The 15,926-nt window shown below is 58.8% G+C and carries 14 protein-coding genes (1 of these 14 running past the window's edge); 6 read left to right on the top strand and 8 right to left on the bottom strand.

The window, feature by feature from the left end; genetic code table 11:
• Nucleotides 1–12 precede the first annotated feature (12 nt).
• Nucleotides 13–1,011, bottom strand: a complete 999-nt coding sequence (locus M8T91_RS16240; RefSeq protein ID WP_301415223.1) for an adenosine kinase — start codon at nucleotides 1,009–1,011, stop codon at nucleotides 13–15.
• A gap of 387 nt (nucleotides 1,012–1,398) precedes the next feature.
• On the opposite strand from M8T91_RS16240, the gene mrcB reads away from it, so the two are divergent.
• Nucleotides 1,399–3,981, top strand: coding sequence for a penicillin-binding protein 1B (mrcB, locus tag M8T91_RS16235; protein WP_301415221.1), 2,583 nt, complete (start codon nucleotides 1,399–1,401; stop codon nucleotides 3,979–3,981).
• A gap of 44 nt (nucleotides 3,982–4,025) precedes the next feature.
• Here the strand turns inward: mrcB and hemB are convergent, their stop codons facing one another.
• From hemB to M8T91_RS16210, 5 genes are all read right to left on the bottom strand, one after another.
• Nucleotides 4,026–5,036, bottom strand: a complete 1,011-nt coding sequence (gene hemB / locus M8T91_RS16230) for a porphobilinogen synthase (RefSeq protein ID WP_301415219.1) — start codon at nucleotides 5,034–5,036, stop codon at nucleotides 4,026–4,028.
• A gap of 278 nt (nucleotides 5,037–5,314) precedes the next feature.
• A complete protein-coding gene (gene hemL / locus M8T91_RS16225; RefSeq protein WP_301415218.1) occupies nucleotides 5,315–6,598 on the bottom strand; it encodes a glutamate-1-semialdehyde 2,1-aminomutase in 1,284 nt (427 codons plus the stop codon).
• 190 nt (nucleotides 6,599–6,788) lie between these two features.
• On the bottom strand, nucleotides 6,789–7,574 hold the full coding sequence (gene thiD, locus M8T91_RS16220) for a bifunctional hydroxymethylpyrimidine kinase/phosphomethylpyrimidine kinase (protein ID WP_301415217.1): 786 nt from the start codon (nucleotides 7,572–7,574) through the stop codon (nucleotides 6,789–6,791).
• Nucleotides 7,575–7,656: 82 nt separating this feature from the next.
• Nucleotides 7,657–8,079, bottom strand: a complete 423-nt coding sequence (hemJ, locus tag M8T91_RS16215; RefSeq protein WP_301415216.1) for a protoporphyrinogen oxidase HemJ — start codon at nucleotides 8,077–8,079, stop codon at nucleotides 7,657–7,659.
• Between the two features lie 34 nt (nucleotides 8,080–8,113).
• Entirely contained in the window at nucleotides 8,114–9,811 is a 1,698-nt protein-coding gene (locus M8T91_RS16210) for a chloride channel protein (RefSeq protein ID WP_301415214.1), read from the bottom strand.
• Nucleotides 9,812–10,030: 219 nt separating this feature from the next.
• Here M8T91_RS16210 and argC point away from each other — a divergent pair, with 219 nt between their 5' ends.
• The 4 genes from argC to erpA all read left to right on the top strand — a co-directional run bounded on the left by argC (nucleotide 10,031) and on the right by erpA (nucleotide 12,864).
• The gene (argC, locus tag M8T91_RS16205; RefSeq protein WP_301415213.1) at nucleotides 10,031–11,077 is read left to right on the top strand and encodes an N-acetyl-gamma-glutamyl-phosphate reductase; all 1,047 of its coding nucleotides are present in this window, start codon (nucleotides 10,031–10,033) and stop codon (nucleotides 11,075–11,077) included.
• Nucleotides 11,078–11,130: 53 nt separating this feature from the next.
• Nucleotides 11,131–11,874: a DUF6776 family protein gene (locus tag M8T91_RS16200; RefSeq protein WP_301415211.1), complete on the top strand. Its 744-nt coding sequence runs from the start codon at nucleotides 11,131–11,133 to the stop codon at nucleotides 11,872–11,874.
• A 33-nt stretch (nucleotides 11,875–11,907) separates the two neighbouring features.
• The gene (locus M8T91_RS16195; RefSeq protein WP_301415210.1) at nucleotides 11,908–12,351 is read left to right on the top strand and encodes a bactofilin family protein; all 444 of its coding nucleotides are present in this window, start codon (nucleotides 11,908–11,910) and stop codon (nucleotides 12,349–12,351) included.
• Between the two features lie 159 nt (nucleotides 12,352–12,510).
• Nucleotides 12,511–12,864 (top strand): iron-sulfur cluster insertion protein ErpA, encoded by a 354-nt coding sequence (erpA, locus tag M8T91_RS16190; protein ID WP_301415208.1) that lies wholly within the window; start codon nucleotides 12,511–12,513, stop codon nucleotides 12,862–12,864.
• 23 nt (nucleotides 12,865–12,887) lie between these two features.
• On the opposite strand, the gene M8T91_RS16185 is transcribed toward erpA, so the two are convergent.
• Nucleotides 12,888–13,997 (bottom strand): anhydro-N-acetylmuramic acid kinase, encoded by a 1,110-nt coding sequence (locus M8T91_RS16185; RefSeq protein ID WP_301415207.1) that lies wholly within the window; start codon nucleotides 13,995–13,997, stop codon nucleotides 12,888–12,890.
• Between the two features lie 13 nt (nucleotides 13,998–14,010).
• Nucleotides 14,011–15,390 carry a peptidoglycan DD-metalloendopeptidase family protein gene (locus tag M8T91_RS16180; protein ID WP_301415206.1) on the bottom strand — a complete coding sequence of 460 codons (1,380 nt, stop codon included), beginning with the start codon at nucleotides 15,388–15,390 and terminating at the stop codon, nucleotides 14,011–14,013.
• A gap of 275 nt (nucleotides 15,391–15,665) precedes the next feature.
• On the opposite strand from M8T91_RS16180, the gene tyrS reads away from it, so the two are divergent.
• Nucleotides 15,666–15,926, top strand: partial view of a tyrosine--tRNA ligase gene (tyrS, locus tag M8T91_RS16175; protein WP_301415204.1) — the 5' end (the start) only. The gene runs 1,044 nt beyond the window's last position; only the first 261 of its 1,305 coding nucleotides appear in the window; it begins with the start codon at nucleotides 15,666–15,668; the stop codon falls past the right edge of the window.

The raw sequence follows: 15,926 nt of genomic DNA, 5'->3' as shown, positions 1-15,926 counted from the left end.
TTCCCGTTCTGCTTAAATGACTGCGGCAAGCAGCTCCGAGTGCTGGGCTTCCCGCAGGCGAGGTCCATACTGACTGACGACCTGGGCGGCGGCGCGACAGGCCAGCTCCCCGGCTTCGGTAAAGGACATATCGCGATTGATGCCGTAGAGGAAGGCCCCTGCAAACATATCCCCGGCCCCATTGGTGTCGATGGCGTGTACCCGCGGGCTTTTCACCCGCCGTAGCTGGGCGCCATTCCAGAGCAGAGCACCATCGGCCCCAAGGGTGATTGCAAAACTGCGGCAGTAGGCGCGCAGGGTGTTCGCAGCGGCATCGAGAGACTCGGTACCGGTAAAGCCCAAAGCCTCATCCCGGTTGCAGAACAGCATATCCACACCGCTGCCAACCATCTCCCGCAAGCCCTCGCCAAAGAATTGCACCATCGCGGGGTCAGAGAGACTCAGGGCAGTTTTTACACCCGCCTGCTGCGCTTGTTTGTGCAGGGCAATCGCGGCTTTGCGTCCGGTTTCCGAGGAGACCAGGTAGCCTTCGATATAAGCCCAATGTGACGCTGCCAGAGCTTCAGTGTCCAGCTCCTCGACCGACAGTTTTTCACTGATTCCCAGGTAAGTGTTCATGCTGCGCTCGGCATCCGGGGTGATCAGAACCAAACACTTACCGGTGGTACCCATACCGGCCTGGCGCAGGCCGGCCGGGTAGTCGACCCCTGCAGCAGCCAGATTGTTGCGGTAAAAGTCTCCGTTGTCATCTGCGGCAACTTTGCAGGAATAGAAGGTGCGCAGTCCGAAGTAGCTGGCAGCAATTACTGTGTTGGCACCGGAACCTCCACAGGCGCGCTTGGCTGTCACAAGGTTGTCCCCCAGAGCGTCCAGCAATTGCTGTTGTCGCACATCGTCTACCAGGGTCATCACCCCCTTTTTAACATCGAGCACGGACAAATCCTCATCCGAAACCTCGATTTCCGTATCCAGCAGGGCGGCGCCAATGCCATAGAGGTCGTATTGCTGCATATTCATCCTTAACGGGTTTTGTATAGATTTCCGCCGCATTATGGCTGTGATTCCGTCAAGTGCAAGGCGGTGGATTTGACTTCTGCTCAGCAGCCTTTATAACGGCACCGGTTGCCCCAATGTGAACTTATGTAGGGAAACAGCGGTCAATCCACGCAAAGGCGCGAATATCGCCTTGAGAGGGTCAATTGACCGGCAGAGACCGCCTGACCGCTGAGTATCGACGGTACAGGCAGTCTCCTGCCACTGGCACAGGCTCAGATGCCGGCGGCAATATACCAGCGGAGCTGCCACCGGCTGGTTCCCTGCCTTTGGCGATGACAGGGCGCTGATGCCCTTCCGGCTATCGAATGATGTACTGAATTGGCGGCTGGATAGCACTTTTCTATGGTTTCGACGAAACGCCGGCGCACCAGGGCGTCTACAACCAAGAGGCGATATCGCTGGCTCAAGCTTCTGTTCCTGCTGGCCCTGCTGGGGGCCCTCGCCCTGGCCGGCTACATGGTGTACCTGGATTTGCAGCTGCGCGAGCGCCTGGACAGCCGCCAGTACCAGTTGCCTGCGCGGGTCTACGCGCGACCGCTGGTTCTGCGTGAGGGCATGGTGATGCATCCGGGTGAATTGGCCTCCGAATTCGCCGCCCTCAGTTACCGCGAACAGGCAGTCCCCAGCGAGCCCGGTTCCTGGACTCGCGAGGGTATGGAATACCGGGTCTGGCGCCGCGATTTTATCCACTCCGATGGCCGCAGTGCCGGAGCGGTGGTTTCTTTCCGCCTGCGCAACGATGAAATCAGCAATTTGCGCGATGGCAGTGGCCAGCGTCTGGCCGAATTCCGCCTGGATGCCGCTAATATCGGTTCCCTGCTCGGTGGTGGTGATGATCGCAATCCGGTGCGTTTCAATGAGATTCCCCCATTGGTGGCGAACACGCTGATCGCAGTCGAGGACCAGGATTTTCTCCACCATTTTGGTATTTCACCCCGGGGGATCGCCCGCGCCATGGTGGCCAATGTGAAGGCCGGTCGTTTGGTCCAGGGCGGATCCACCATCACCCAGCAACTGGTGAAAAATATCTTTTTTGACCACAAGCCAAGCCTGCAGCGCAAAATCAACGAGGCGCTGATGGCGGTGTTGATGGAGATGCACTACGACAAGGGCTATATCCTGCAGGAATATATCAACGAAGTGTGGTTGGGGCAGCAGGGCGCGCGCGGCATCTATGGTTTCGGCCTGGCAGCGGAATTCTATTTCCAGCAACCCCTGGACACACTGGAGCCCCACCAGATAGCTCTGCTGGTGGGCTTGGCAAAGGGAGCATCCTATTACAACCCCTGGCGTCATCCGGAGCGTGCGCAGGCGCGCAGAAACACCGTGCTGGATGTGATGCAGACGCACGGGCTGATTACCCAGACGCAATATGCACTCTACTCGACGAAATCCCTGGGGGTGGTCAAAGGCGGAGTCACTGCGCAGAATCCTTATCCGGCCTTTACCGAACGGCTGCTGGAAGAATTGCGGCCCTATTACTCCTATGAGGAGTTGCGCACCGCGGGCCTGAGGATCTACACCACCCTGGCGCCCTCGGTGCAGAAACTTGCCGAGGAGGCAGTCAGCAACGGTGTGCAAGCGCTGGAAAAGGAACGCCATATCGAGGACAACTCCCTGCAGGCGGCCGCAGTGTTGCTGGATAATGGCAGCGGCAATGTGCTGGCTATGGTGGGAGACCGCGACCCGGATTACCCCGGTTTTAACCGCGCTCTGGAGGCCCGCCGTCAAGTGGGTTCCCTGATCAAGCCCGCGGTCTACCTCACCGCGCTGGAGCGGCCCTTGGAATACAATCTGGCCACGCTGCTCGACGATGCCCCGATTCGCATTGAGGAGGCGGATGGCGATGTATGGATGCCGCAGAATTTCGACAAGCGCGCCCACGGCCAGATCCCGTTGTACGTGGCTCTGGCCAAATCCTACAATTTGGCCACCGCCCACCTGGGTCTCGATCTGGGGCTGCAAAATGTACGCCAGACGATTCGCCGTCTGGGCGTAGAGGCCCATCTGCCCCGCGTGCCGGCGCTGCTGCTGGGTGCTGTGGAGATGACCCCCTTCGAGGTGGCGGGGATGTACCAGGCCATCGCCAACGGCGGAGAGGCTGTGCAGCCGCGTACCCTGCTGGCGGTAGCCGATGCAGAAGGGGTTCGCGTCCAGCATTTCCGCCGCCGCACCCATCGCGGTGTGGATCCGGTACCGGCTTACCTACTGCGCTGGGGACTGGAACAGGCCGTGCGTGAAGGTACCGGGCGCAGCTCCGCCAAGCGCCTGCCGGGCAGTGTTGCCTTTGCAGGCAAGACCGGAACCACCAACAACAATCGCGACAGCTGGTTTGCCGGTTTTTCCCCGGATGTGACCGCGGTGGTATGGCTGGGACGCGACGACAATGAGCGCACCCGGCTCACCGGTTCCACCGGTGCCCTGCCGATCTGGACGGAAATCATGCGCAAGCTGCCCCACCAGCATGGGCCGATAGAACCTCCGCGGGGGGTAGAGTTCAAGCCGGTCAATGCACGCGGCCAGTTTATGGACCCCGATTACTGCCGCGGTGGCTACGAGATACCTTTCTCCTTCGAAACTCGCCTGCAACCGGCACCGGAATGCCGGGGGCAGGATCGCTGGCGCTGGTTCCGCAACCTGTTTGGCCGCGACCGCCGTGACGTGGCACCGCGGGAGCAGATGACGCCGGGCTGGGGGGTGAACCCCAGCGAACAGCAACTGCGCGAAGAGCGTCGCCGCCAGCTGTGGGAGCAGCTGAGGGGGGATGATGCGGAGGAATTCGGACCGGCGCCGGGCTCTGAGGACGAGCCGATCGAGCTCCCCAGCGAACAGGGCCGCTCGCAGCCCATTGACACAGAGTCCCGCGACGTGCCCGGCGAGGAGGTGCAGCCCACAGGCCCCGCATTGGAAGATCAGTGGCCCTGAAGTTTGGATGTGGTGCTACGCCCTGTATATCCGCCTTGGAATTTTTACCCCTGCAGAAGTTGTGCGGCCTCCTCAGCAAAATACGTGAGAATGCCATCGGCGCCAGCGCGCTTGAACGCCAGCAGACTTTCCAGAATCACCGCCTCGCGCTGAAGCCAGCCGTTTTCAAAGGCCGCACAGTGCATAGCGTATTCTCCACTCACCTGGTAGGCAAAAGTGGGTACGCGCAACGCCTCCTTCACCCGGCGTACAATATCCAGATAGGGCATACCCGGTTTCACCATCACCATATCCGCACCCTCCTGCAGATCCAGGATGCACTCGTGTAGCGCTTCGTCGGTATTGGCGGGATCCATTTGGTAGCTCGCCTTGCTAGCGCCTTTCAGGCTGCCGCCGGAACCCACTGCATCGCGGAAAGGGCCGTAATAGGCGGAGGCGTACTTGGCGGCGTAGGACATGATCAGGGTGTTGGTGTGGCCCGCACGCTCCAGGGCCTTGCGGATGGCGCCGATGCGGCCATCCATCATATCGGAAGGCGCCACCATATCCGCACCCGCAGCGGCGTGGGACAGGGCCTGCTGCACCAGGACCTCCACGGTTTCATCGTTGATAACATAGCCGCTGTGGTCTATCAGGCCATCCTGGCCGTGGCTGGTGAAAGGGTCCAGGGCCACATCGGTGATGACGCCCAGTTCCGGTGCCGCATCTTTCACTTCCCGCACCGCACGCTGGGCCAGTCCGTCGGCATCGTGGGCGGCGCGGGCATCGTCGCTCTTTTGAGTGGGGTCGACCACCGGGAATAGCGCCACTGCGGGAATCCCCAGGTTTTGCACTGACTTGGCCTTTTTTGCCAGCAGGTCGATGCTCAGGCGGTGTACTCCCGGCATTGACGCCACCGTTTGGATTTCGTTGCGACCCTCAATCACAAACAGCGGCAGGATCAGATCATCGCTGCTGAGCTGGGTTTCCCGCACCAGTCGACGGGAAAAACTCCGGGCGCGCAGGCGGCGCAGGCGGGTGTTGGGATAGGCACCGCGGCCGAGACTCTGACTCATGGAAAACGTTCTCCGGCTATCATCAGCAGCTGCGGACACTCCGCGACCGCAATGGACCATCATATCAAATTGCCGCCTCTGGTGATTTCCCCTCTTGTGGGGCTGGGGACAGTGTACGATGGGGAGAGATTTTGTCGGCAGTGAGGTACGGCGATACTGTGCTTGCTGCGGCCGGTGTTGTAAGGCAAGTCTCGGATGAGGGGAGCCCGATCGGGACGCAAAAAAAAAGTCTGCTGTGGATAACAGCACCCGTGCCTGCGGGTGCCAGAGCAGGGGAATCAGTCGAGGCGAGCGAAGACCCGCTCGGCGGCGGTGATCGTTTCCTCAATATCTTTTTCGGTGTGGGCGGCAGACATAAAACCGGCTTCGTAGGATGCCGGTGCCAGATAGACCCCCTCTTCGAGCATGCCGTGGAAGAAGCGGTTAAAGCGCTTGTTGTCACACGCCATTACCTGCTGGTAGTTAGTTATCTGAGGCTCTTCCGTAAAAAAGAAGCCGAACATGCTGCCGGCCTTATTGGCGGTGAAAGGAATGCCTGCCGCCCTGCCGGCCCTGAGGAGGCCCGCTACCAGGCGGTCTGTTTTGGCAACAAGCTGTTCGTAGAAGCCGGGTGCTTCCACCAGGCGCAGGGTTGCCAGGCCTGCCACCATGGCCACCGGGTTACCGGACAGGGTACCCGCCTGATACACCGGACCCAGAGGGGCAATCTGTTCCATAATCTCGCGCTTGCCGCCAAAGGCGCCCACCGGCATACCACCGCCGATCACCTTGCCGAGTGTGGTCAGGTCCGCCTCAAGGCCATAGTAGCCCTGGGCACCGGTCAGGCTGACGCGGAAACCGGTCATCACCTCGTCGAGAATCAATACGGCACCATATTGGTCACAGACTTCGCGCAAAGTTTCCAGGAAGCCGGGCAGCGGCGGAATGCAGTTCATATTGCCGGCCACGGGCTCGACAATAATACCGGCGATCTGGTCACCGAGCTCCCTGAAACAGGCGCGCACGCCCTCCACATCGTTGTAGTTCAGGGTGATGGTATTGTCCGCCACGGCTGCGGGCACACCGGGGGAGGAGGGGACCCCCATGGTCAGGGCTCCGGAACCCGCTTTCACCAGCAGGGCATCGGAATGACCGTGGTAGCAGCCCTCGAACTTCACAATTTTGTCGCGCCCGGTATAGCCACGCGCCAGGCGGATGGCGCTCATGGTGGCTTCGGTGCCGGAGTTGACAAAGCGCACCAGGTCCATATTTGGCCACAGGCGACAGAGTGTTTCCGCTAGTTCGGTTTCCAGCTCGGTAGGCGCACCAAAGCTCAGGCCTGATTGGGCCTGTGCCACCACCGCAGCAATGACTTCGGGGTGTGCGTGACCCAGCACCATCGGGCCCCAGGACTGCACATAGTCGATGTAGCGCTGGTTATCCGCGTCGTAGAGGTAGGCACCGTCGGCTCGGCGGATGAACAACGGTGTACCGCCCACCGCCTGAAAAGCCCGTACCGGTGAGTTAACGCCGCCGGGGATAAACTGTTGCGCCTGCGCAAAGAGCTGTTCGGATTTACTCATAGAATTTTTTTCTGAAATTGTGCAAAACACCAGGGACCAGTGGGATATTATCGCGGCGTTGGGCTTTTGGGACAATGTGCAGCGCGGTGGACACTGCTGATTGAGAGGCGGTGACGGGCAGGCCAGTCAGACGCTCACCTGCGTTGGGTGCGGGATTTCCGTTTGTAAGAGGAAGGGGCCGTGAGACTGCTCAGCGTTCACACCAGAAGAGGCGGTTGGGGATCGGCCTGCCCATGCCCAGTCGGCGGCTGTCTCTGATGGCGCTCCAGGTGTACTGCTGGCTGCGACTTACCGCCTCAATGATGGTCAGGCCATGGGCGATGTGGCAGGCGATCGCAGTGGCCAGGGTTCCGCAAACTCCGTAGGCGGCCGGTGGCAGTCTCTCCCAGTGAAATTCGCGGATCAGCCCGCGCACGTCGTAGAGACGATTTTGCAGCTGTTGTTTGCAGGGGACACCGGTGAGCAGCAGGTAGCGGCAGCCCCCTTCCAGCAACTCCTGAGCCATTGCATCCAGTACATCCGCCTCTACCGCCATAGCGCGGGCTTCGCGCCGGTTTGGGCAGACCATAGTGGCATGGGGCAGCAGCAGGGACGCCATGGCTGACCAGAGAGGAGGGGCGAGCACACTCTCCTTGTCCGCCAGTGTGGCATCCGGATCAATAACCACCGGGATATCCGGGTAGTCCCTCAATACGCTGTGCAGTGCCCGCACATTTTCCACCGAGCCCAGGTAGCCGATCTTGATGGCCGCCACCGGCATATCCTCGAGGACCGTTCGGGTCTGTTCCACCAGCAGGCTGTCGTCCATCGGCGCCACCCCGAGCAGTTCACCGGTATTGCCGACGCTGATGGCAGAGACGGCGGAAGCGGCGTGGCAGCCAAGGCTGACTGCCGTCTCGGTATCGGCAGCGATACCGGCACTACCGCTGGGATCGTGGTGGGTGATGGTCAGGATAATGGGCTGTGGTGTATCCATAGGGGTTCTGGGTGGCTGCCAATAGCTGTGCGGCTAATTCTAGTTGCTGAGCCGACGATACTTGGTAGTACTAAACGCCAACTTAGAAGGGCTTTACTACCGCCAGGACGACAATGACAATCAGAGCCAGTGTTGGAATCTCATTGAATATACGGAAAAAGCGTCCGCTGCGGGTATTGTTGTCCCGGGCAAATTTACGCACATAGGCGCCACATATATGATGATAAACCAGCAGCAATACCACAAAGGCGAGCTTTGCATGCATCCAGCCTGCGGCAGTGTAGTAGCTGGTGTTAAAACTGTATAACCAGATACCCAGGGCGATTGTGGTGATCATGGAGGGGATGGCAATCACGCGATACAGGCGCCGTTCCATAATGCAGAAGCGATCGCGACTGATGGCATCTGTGGCATCCACATGATAGACAAAAAGGCGCGGTAAATAAAATAGTGCCGCAAACCAGCTCACCATGGCGATAATGTGAAAAGCCTTGACCCACAGCATCGGATACCCCCTCGAAAATGAAATCGGACTCTGCTTATTTGCGGTAAAAACTATCAATTTGCTCTGGCAGAATAATACCTGCGATGCGATTGTCCAGCGGACCGCTCTGGTAGCGGCTGATGTACAGGGCGTCAGCGCCGGTGCTCTCCAGTTTTTGTTGGGCCTCCAGTAAAGTGGCGTACCAGTTCAACTCCGCCAATTGTTTGCGCTCACCGGGTATTTTCAGCAGATCGATCCGCGGTGGCGCTTTGGCAATCCCCATCTCTTTTGCAGCAGCGGTTGCCGGGATTTCACCTTTTGCGTCGCCCTGCAGGAACGTAGCGAGGTCAGCGGCGCGCAGTAACTGTGGCGAGGGTTCATCGGGTAGGTCAATGAGGATCCACTGGGGGTGCTGGGCGATGTATTCCCTGGCTTGTGCCAGGGTGATGATTTGTGGCGTTACGATGAAGTGCCGGTCCATTTCACTGGCGACGCCGACACCGCTGAGCATCTGCTGGCGCCAGCTGGGGGTGCCGGCCCTGTTCAATGCCCGCAGTGTCTCCTGGTAGATACCCTGGGTGGAGAACAGCTGTCTGCTCACCACTGTGGCCACTACGATCATCATCATTCCGGGAAACAGGATATTGGGGTTGTAGGTCAGCTCGAGTATGGCCAGCAACGCCGCCAGTGGCGCATTCAGCATGGCAGCCATCATCGCCGCCATTCCCACCATGGCATAGAAACCGGGGCTGGCAGCGTGCTGGCCCAGCCACAGATTGGCGAGCCCGCCGGCGATGCCCCCCAGACAGGCGCCGAGAATCAGGCTGGGCCCGATCACCCCGCCGGGAATGCCCAGGCCGGAGCCCAGGGCCGTGGCTACCAACTTGGCCGCGACCACCACAGCCAGGGTGGCGATACCGAGTTCGCCGAGCATTGCCATTTGCAGGGTGTCGTAACCGCCGCCGAGAATTTCCGGCACCCAGATGCCAATGGTGCCGGTCACCAGGCCCACCAGCAGAAAGCGCAGCAGTGGTGAGCGGTATTGCTGGCGCGCAAGGCTGCGATGGGCCCAGATGAATAGGGCCGCCAGCGTACCGATGGCCAGGGCACAGACAACCAGAATGGGCAGCTCCGCCAGGGAGTTAAGCTGGATTGCTGGTACATTGAAATCCGGCTCGCGCCCGAAGGTGAGCTGGGTAAGGGTGCTGCCGGCCACCGCCGCCAGCATGACCGGTAGAAATCCCGCCACGGAATATTCCAGCATAACCACCTCCATGGCGAACACCACACCGGCCAGTGGGGTGTTAAATGACGCGGCGATGGCCGCGGCCACCCCACAGCCCAGCAGGCTGCGTGCGGCGTTGTTGGGCAGGTGAAGGATGCGCGCCAAGCCACTGCTGCTGGCCGCGCCGAGATGCACTGCGGGGCCTTCGCGCCCCACCGAATGGCCGCTGATCAGGATGATGGCACCGGCAAAAAACTGCAGGAGTGCATTTTGTACCGGCATTTTCCCCTGGTGGTTGTAGAGCCGGTCAAGCACGTGTACCACGCCGACGTCGTAGTGTTTGGGGCTCAGTGGCAAGTAGATAAAGCCAATCACCAAAGCCCCCAGTACCGGCAGAATAAACCGCCATAGGGGCGAGAGGGATTCATAATTCTGTGGCACCGATAAAAAAAATGTGGTGGGCCACTCCATTGCCAGCCGGAACAGAATGGTCACGCCGCCGGCCAGGATACCGATAAGCAGTCCCATACCTGCCAGTGGTATCAGGTCCTCTCTCGCGGAAAGCCGTAAACGCACATGCTCGAGCGTGTTTTTCCGGGGCAAACACCGGGCTAGCGTATTCTTGAGTAATTTCCTTGGACGCTGTGACACCGCCGATCCTTCAAATGCTGGTGCTTGTGATAAAGTGCTCTGCTGGTTTTATGATTATTGCCCCAGTTGGTGGATTTGCCGGGAGATTCTAGCAAGGTGATCAAGGTAGCAATTGTCGGTGGCACCGGCTATACGGGGCTGGAATTATTGAGGCTTTTGGCGGTGCATCCACAGGCTGAAGTCACTGCCATCACTTCCCGCTCCCGGAAAGATATCCGTGTGGCGGAGCTTTTTCCCAATCTGCGCCGCCACTGTGAGCTGGCTTTCTGCGAACCGCATATCGACCGCTTGGCCGACTGTGACGTGGTGTTCTTCGCTACCCCGCACGGTGCTGCCCAGGCCCAGGTCCCGCCTCTGCTCGAGCGGGGTATCAGGGTAATCGACCTCTCCGCGGACTTTCGCCTGCGGGATATTCCCACCTGGGAACGCTGGTATGGCCAGGTGCATGGGGCGCCGGCACTGGCTCAGGAGGCCGTCTACGGGTTGCCTGAAGTCAATCGCGCCGAGATTGCGGGGGCCCAGCTGATTGCCTGTCCCGGTTGTTACCCCACTGCGATTCAACTGGGTTGGATTCCCCTGTTGGAGGCGGATATGGTGGAGTCCGAAGGGCTGGTAGCCAGTGCTGCCAGTGGTGCCAGTGGTGCCGGACGTCAGGGCAAAACGGGCTTGATTCTGGCCGAAAACAGCGATAATTTTCGCGCCTACTCCGCCTCCGGTCACCGGCACCTGCCGGAAATAGAGCAGGGCCTGAGCCGAGTCCAGCCTCCGGGAGCCACCCCTGCTCAAGTTACTTTCGTGCCGCATCTGTTGCCGATGGTCAGGGGTATCCACGCCACTTTGCTGGCAAAAGCCAGGGGCCATCTGTCAGCTGCCGAACTTCAGGCGCTGTATGAAAATCGCTATAGGGATGAGCCGTTTGTAGATGTACTGCCCCCCGGCAGTCACCCGGAGACACGCAGTGTGAGAGGCACCAATCTGTGTCGCCTCTCTGTGATGCAGCCACAGGGGCGGGGCACGCTGCTGGTCATGTCGGTCATCGACAACCTCGCCAAGGGCGCTTCGGCTCAGGCGGTACAGAATATGAATATTATGTTTGGCCTGAGTGAGACCTTGGGCTTGGAGAGTCCGGCGGTACTGCCTTAGAATCGGGACACCCACGACAATCGATAAAACCCGAATAAAACGCAACGGACTTTATGGAGCTCAAAGTTAAAGGCAGCAAGCAGTACCGCATGAAGGTGGTGCCCCATAAGCCCTTTTCTGGTGTTTTCGCCACAGTTGGTGTCACTCTGCTGGTTTTGGCCACGGCTGCCGGCTCCTATTTTACCGGGCAGTACCAATTGCGTAAGAGTCTGGATGAAAAGACTGTGCAGCACACTAAGGTTCTGGAGCATCTGGCGGCCCTTAAGGGCGAAAATGAAACCCTGCGTATGCGCGCGACAACCGCTGAGCAATCCCTGGCGATTGGTGACAAGGCCAGCGAGGCTGTGCGCGCTGAACTGGTGCAAAAAGAAAACCAGATTGCCGAGTTGAAGCAGGAGATTTCTTTTTACCGGGGCGTTATGGCGCCGGCGGATGGCGGCGAGGGCGTTTCTATTGGCCGCTTTATCCTTTCGCAAACCGCCGATGCAAGAATGTATCAGTACAAATTACAGGTGCAGCAGTCAGCGGCGCGGCGCAATGTGGTCAGGGGCTCAGCCACTGTTACTGTGGTTGGGCGCGAGGATGGGCAGGTGAAGCGCTATCCCCTGAAGGCGTTATCCGAGCAGGTGGAGAACGAATCCATTGCGTTGCGTTTCAAGTATTTCCAGAATATCGAGGGCGAGCTGCGCTTACCGGAGGGGTTTGTCCCCGAGGGTGTGGAGTTGTTGCTCAAATCCACCGGGCGCAAAGGGTTCAATATTGAACAGCGCTATGGTTGGCTGGTTCAGAAAAGCTAGCAACGATGCCACAGGCATGAGGTTTTGGAGAATATGTTGAGAAAAAAAGAGAAACAAACCACTATGGCCAGTAACGGTAGTAACCACACCACCCTGATTGCACGTCAGACCGAAGTGTCCGGCAATATCCATTTTCGCGGAAACCTGGTCATCGAAGGCAAGGTGAAAGGCAATGTCAGCGCTAACAGCGACAGTGAGGCGCGCCTGCAAATTGTTGAGGGCGGTATTATCGAAGGGGAGATCCGCGTGCCGCAGGTGGTGATCAATGGCCATGTACATGGCGATGTGTATGCCGCGCGCCATCTGGAGCTGGCCGCCAAAGCTATGGTGGAGGGCAATGTACACTATAAGTTGATAGAGATGGTCAAAGGGGCACAGGTGAATGGTGCCCTGGTCTCCAACGTGGATGTCAGCTCTGCCGGTGAGCCCCAAAGGATTGGCTACACGGAAGACGAGACCGTGATTGAAGTCTCCTAGGCCAGTCTCTGTACCGGGAACGCGCGCTATTGCAGTGCTATCAGGGGCACTTGTCCATTACTTGACTGATTTCCTGGGTTTAAGCATGATGGGCCCCCGGACTGCGTTCTGTCTGGCTTTATGCCGGCCGGGATGGTCCTGATGAGGTGAGAGAGACTTATGTCAGAAGTTGTATCCTTTTCTCCCGTACCGCTGGTGGTTACAGATAGTGCTGTGGCCAAGGTAAAGAGCCTGCTGGAAGAAGAGGGCAACCCAGATCTGAAGCTCAGGGTATTCGTCACCGGTGGCGGCTGCTCGGGATTCCAATACGGCTTCTCTTTTGACGAACTGGTTGCTGAGGATGATGCCGTTATTGAAAAGGATGGCATACAGGTCTTGGTTGACGCCATGAGCTATCCCTATCTGGTGGGCGCCAATGTCGACTATGAAGAGGGCCTGTCCGGTTCTCGATTCGTTGTGCAAAACCCCAATGCTTCCTCAACCTGTGGTTGTGGCTCCTCCTTCTCCATATAGGCCGGTTGGATGTGTATCTGCCCTCAGGGCGGGTAGATTGCTCCCAAAACGGCTTCTTTACGCGCTCCGGTGACGCCGGGGCAATTACCTGGCAGGCCGAGCAGTGTCTGCCGGGCTAGCCAGGCAAACCCCACGGCTTCCAGCCAGTCAGCATCAATTCCGTAGGTATTCGTGTTGGAAATTGACCAGGTAGGCAGTCTCCGTTGCAGGCGGGACAGCAGGTTTTTGTTCTTGGCACCACCGCCACAGACCAGTAGCTCTCCACCGTCTGCAAACAAGTGTACCGCCTCGGCAATGCTGGCTGCCGTAACTTCCGACAGGGTTGCCTGCACGTCTGCAGGCGTCAGCTCCAGGCCCGCCAGGGCCTGCTCAAGCCAACTGGCATTGAATGTCTCGCGGCCGGTGCTTTTGGGTGGCTCAGCGGCAAAGTAGGGGGTGGACATCAGACGGTTGAGCAACTCCGGATTGGCGCGGCCGCTGGCGGCCCAGGCCCCGTCCCGGTCAAATGGTTGATCTCTGTGCAAACCCACCCAGTAATCCAGCAGTGCGTTGCCGGGACCCGTATCGTACCCGTACACACTGCCGTTTGTTGCCAATTCGGTAATATTGGCGATGCCGCCGATATTCACGACGGCACGATTGGTCCCGGTACTAAAAACAGCGCGGTGAAATGCGGACATCAGAGGCGCGCCCTGGCCACCGAGGGCCATATCGCGGCGACGGAAGTCTGCCACTGTACTGATACCGGTCAGGGCTGCGATGGTGTTGGGGTCGCCCAACTGCAGGGTAAAGGGCGAGGTGACGGTGCCCGGAGGGCGGTGCCGCACAGTCTGCCCATGGCTGCCGATCGCGGTCACGGCATTGGCCTCAACGCCGGCACGCGCCAGTAACAGATTCGCGGCCTCAGCGAAGATCTGGCCCAATTGGCGGTCGAGTTGCCCGGCGCGGTCCAGTTCGGAGGGACCAGGCGCACACAGGGCCAATATAGCATCGCGAAGGGCGGCGTGAATGGGGTGTCCTATGGCTGCCAGAATTCTTGGCTTCATCTTGCCTTCATCGCCGAAATCAACCAGTACCGCGTCAATCGAGTCGACGCTGGTACCGGACATCAGGCCGATAAAAAGACTGGGCATATCGGTTGCCACTTTATGGGTTGTTCTCGTCGAGTTTGGCCAGTGCCGGTCCCTGGTAACTGGCCAGTTTTGCCAGTAATGGCTGGGTCTGGTTCTTAAAGCGGGTCATTTCAGAGGTCGGCACCGATTTCGCTTTCGGGAGTTTGCGCACTATGGTGGCCGGGTTGCGATGCCTGCCATCCACCAGGAATTCGTAGTGCAGGTGTGGCCCGGTTGCATAACCGGTGGAACCCACGGTGCCAATCACCTGGCGCTGTTGTACACGCTGGCCTTTTTTCACCTTGCGTTTGGTCAGGTGCAGGTAGCGGGTAACATAGCGCTCGCCGTGTTGGATGAATATATAGTTCCCATTGGCCTTGCTGTAACTGGAGGCGATGACACGGCCATCGCCGGTGGCATAGACGGGCGTGCCGCGGGGTGCGGCATAGTCGGTGCCGTTGTGAGGGCGGCGGGATTTGAACACAGGATGTAGGCGCCGGGGGTTAAAGTGAGAACTGATACGGACAATATCCAATGGAGTGCGGATAAAGGCCTTGCGCATACTCTTGCCTTCCGGCGTAAAGTAGTTGGCGTCGCCCTTATTGTCGACGTAGCGCACAGCGCTATAGGTCCTGCCCTGATTGGTAAAACTGACTGCCAGAATGGGCCCGTTGCCAATTTTCTCCCCATCGAAAAATTTTTCTTCAAACATAATGCTAAAGCTGTCGCCCTTGCGAATATCCAGCGCGAAGTCGATATCGGAACTGAAAACGTCTGCCATTTCCATGATCAGGCTGTCGCTCAATCCCGCCTCACTGCCGGCGACAAATAGTGAGCTGCTAATCTCACCGTGACGATAGGCCGGGTGGCTGTCCGGCTCGCGCTGTACCAGGGTGTGTTTAAATGTGTTTCCCGTTGTGCGGGTAAACCTGACTTGACTCAGCCGGTCCTTGTGCAGCTCAAGACGTTGTAGCTGTCCCTCTGGATTCAGCAAAAAGGTGAGTTCTTCCCCCGGAGCCAGGCGGGCCAATTGCTTGGCTTCCCTGCCGCTGCCGAGCAAGTGATACATCTCGCTGGCATGCACTTTGGCGCGCTTGAAAAGATCAGTGAGGGTATCGCCATTGCGTATTTTCAGACTCAGTGACTGAAGGGCTTCTGTGCCGGCACTGGCCAATGGCACAGCCTGATGGGGTGCGAGAGTGGTATCGAGGTGGGCCTCGCCGGTTTCTCCAGTGACCGGAGAGAGTTTGACCGGCAGGGGCATGCGCCTGGCTTCTACCTCCGGTGTGGGAATAAATACGGCCAGCACCAACACAAATACAGCGACACCAGCGGTTAGTGCATGTACCCGGGGAAAATGTTTGGACAAGGCGCCAATACGGGGGTTTGGAATCGGTTTGCGGTGGTTTTGCATGGTGTTAACGGGCGGCGCCGGCGGTCGTTGTTATCTGCGCTTGGTATTCCAAGTGTCTAAAAAACAGACATTGAGGCGGCTTTATAGCAAAAAAACCGCCTTGGTTCACGAGATAATTGACCTGTCCGCCCATGGCTTAGTTCCTCTCTAACATCCTTTACAGCCTGGGCCTCTTGCCGCAGTGCGCTTGTATTTGCTGCAGACTCCGGTAATGTTGCAGCGCATTTGCCGCCGGCTGGCGGCGCGAATTTCAAGCCGAAAGAGAAGGGGGAGGCATGGCTGGGGTCGACATGGCACTGCTGGAGGACTTGGGCCGTCGTGGATTGATCAATCAAGCGACTGGCGATGGCGAACTGACGCAGCATTTGTCGGAGAGTCGAACCCTGTACTGCGGTTTCGATCCCACTGCAGACTCCCTGCATATAGGGAGTTTAGTACCGCTACTGACTTTGAAGAGATTTCAGATGGCAGGGCACAAACCCATTGCCCTGGTTGGCGGTGCCACCGGCCTGATTGGTGATCCGTCCTTCAAGGCA

This window comes from Microbulbifer sp. MI-G (assembly GCF_030440425.1).
Classification (GTDB): domain Bacteria; phylum Pseudomonadota; class Gammaproteobacteria; order Pseudomonadales; family Cellvibrionaceae; genus Microbulbifer; species Microbulbifer spongiae.
The sequence above is the reverse complement of the archived record's forward strand: the minus strand, read 5'-3'. Positions and strand labels throughout refer to the sequence as shown.

What these genes read in the sequence shown, in the direction of transcription:
- M8T91_RS16185 (WP_301415207.1), bottom strand. Translation starts at nt 13,997, where the DNA reads ATGCCCAGTCTTTTTATCGGCCTGATGTCCGGTACCAGCGTCGACTCG.
- thiD (WP_301415217.1), bottom strand. Translation starts at nt 7,574, where the DNA reads ATGGATACACCACAGCCCATTATCCTGACCATCACCCACCACGATCCC.
- mrcB (WP_301415221.1), top strand. Translation starts at nt 1,399, where the DNA reads ATGGTTTCGACGAAACGCCGGCGCACCAGGGCGTCTACAACCAAGAGG.
- hemB (WP_301415219.1), bottom strand. Translation starts at nt 5,036, where the DNA reads ATGAGTCAGAGTCTCGGCCGCGGTGCCTATCCCAACACCCGCCTGCGC.
- M8T91_RS16180 (WP_301415206.1), bottom strand. Translation starts at nt 15,390, where the DNA reads ATGCAAAACCACCGCAAACCGATTCCAAACCCCCGTATTGGCGCCTTG.
- M8T91_RS16210 (WP_301415214.1), bottom strand. Translation starts at nt 9,811, where the DNA reads ATGGGACTGCTTATCGGTATCCTGGCCGGCGGCGTGACCATTCTGTTC.
- M8T91_RS16200 (WP_301415211.1), top strand. Translation starts at nt 11,131, where the DNA reads ATGGAGCTCAAAGTTAAAGGCAGCAAGCAGTACCGCATGAAGGTGGTG.
- M8T91_RS16240 (WP_301415223.1), bottom strand. Translation starts at nt 1,011, where the DNA reads ATGCAGCAATACGACCTCTATGGCATTGGCGCCGCCCTGCTGGATACG.
- erpA (WP_301415208.1), top strand. Translation starts at nt 12,511, where the DNA reads ATGTCAGAAGTTGTATCCTTTTCTCCCGTACCGCTGGTGGTTACAGAT.
- hemJ (WP_301415216.1), bottom strand. Translation starts at nt 8,079, where the DNA reads ATGCTGTGGGTCAAGGCTTTTCACATTATCGCCATGGTGAGCTGGTTT.
- hemL (WP_301415218.1), bottom strand. Translation starts at nt 6,598, where the DNA reads ATGAGTAAATCCGAACAGCTCTTTGCGCAGGCGCAACAGTTTATCCCC.
- M8T91_RS16195 (WP_301415210.1), top strand. Translation starts at nt 11,908, where the DNA reads ATGTTGAGAAAAAAAGAGAAACAAACCACTATGGCCAGTAACGGTAGT.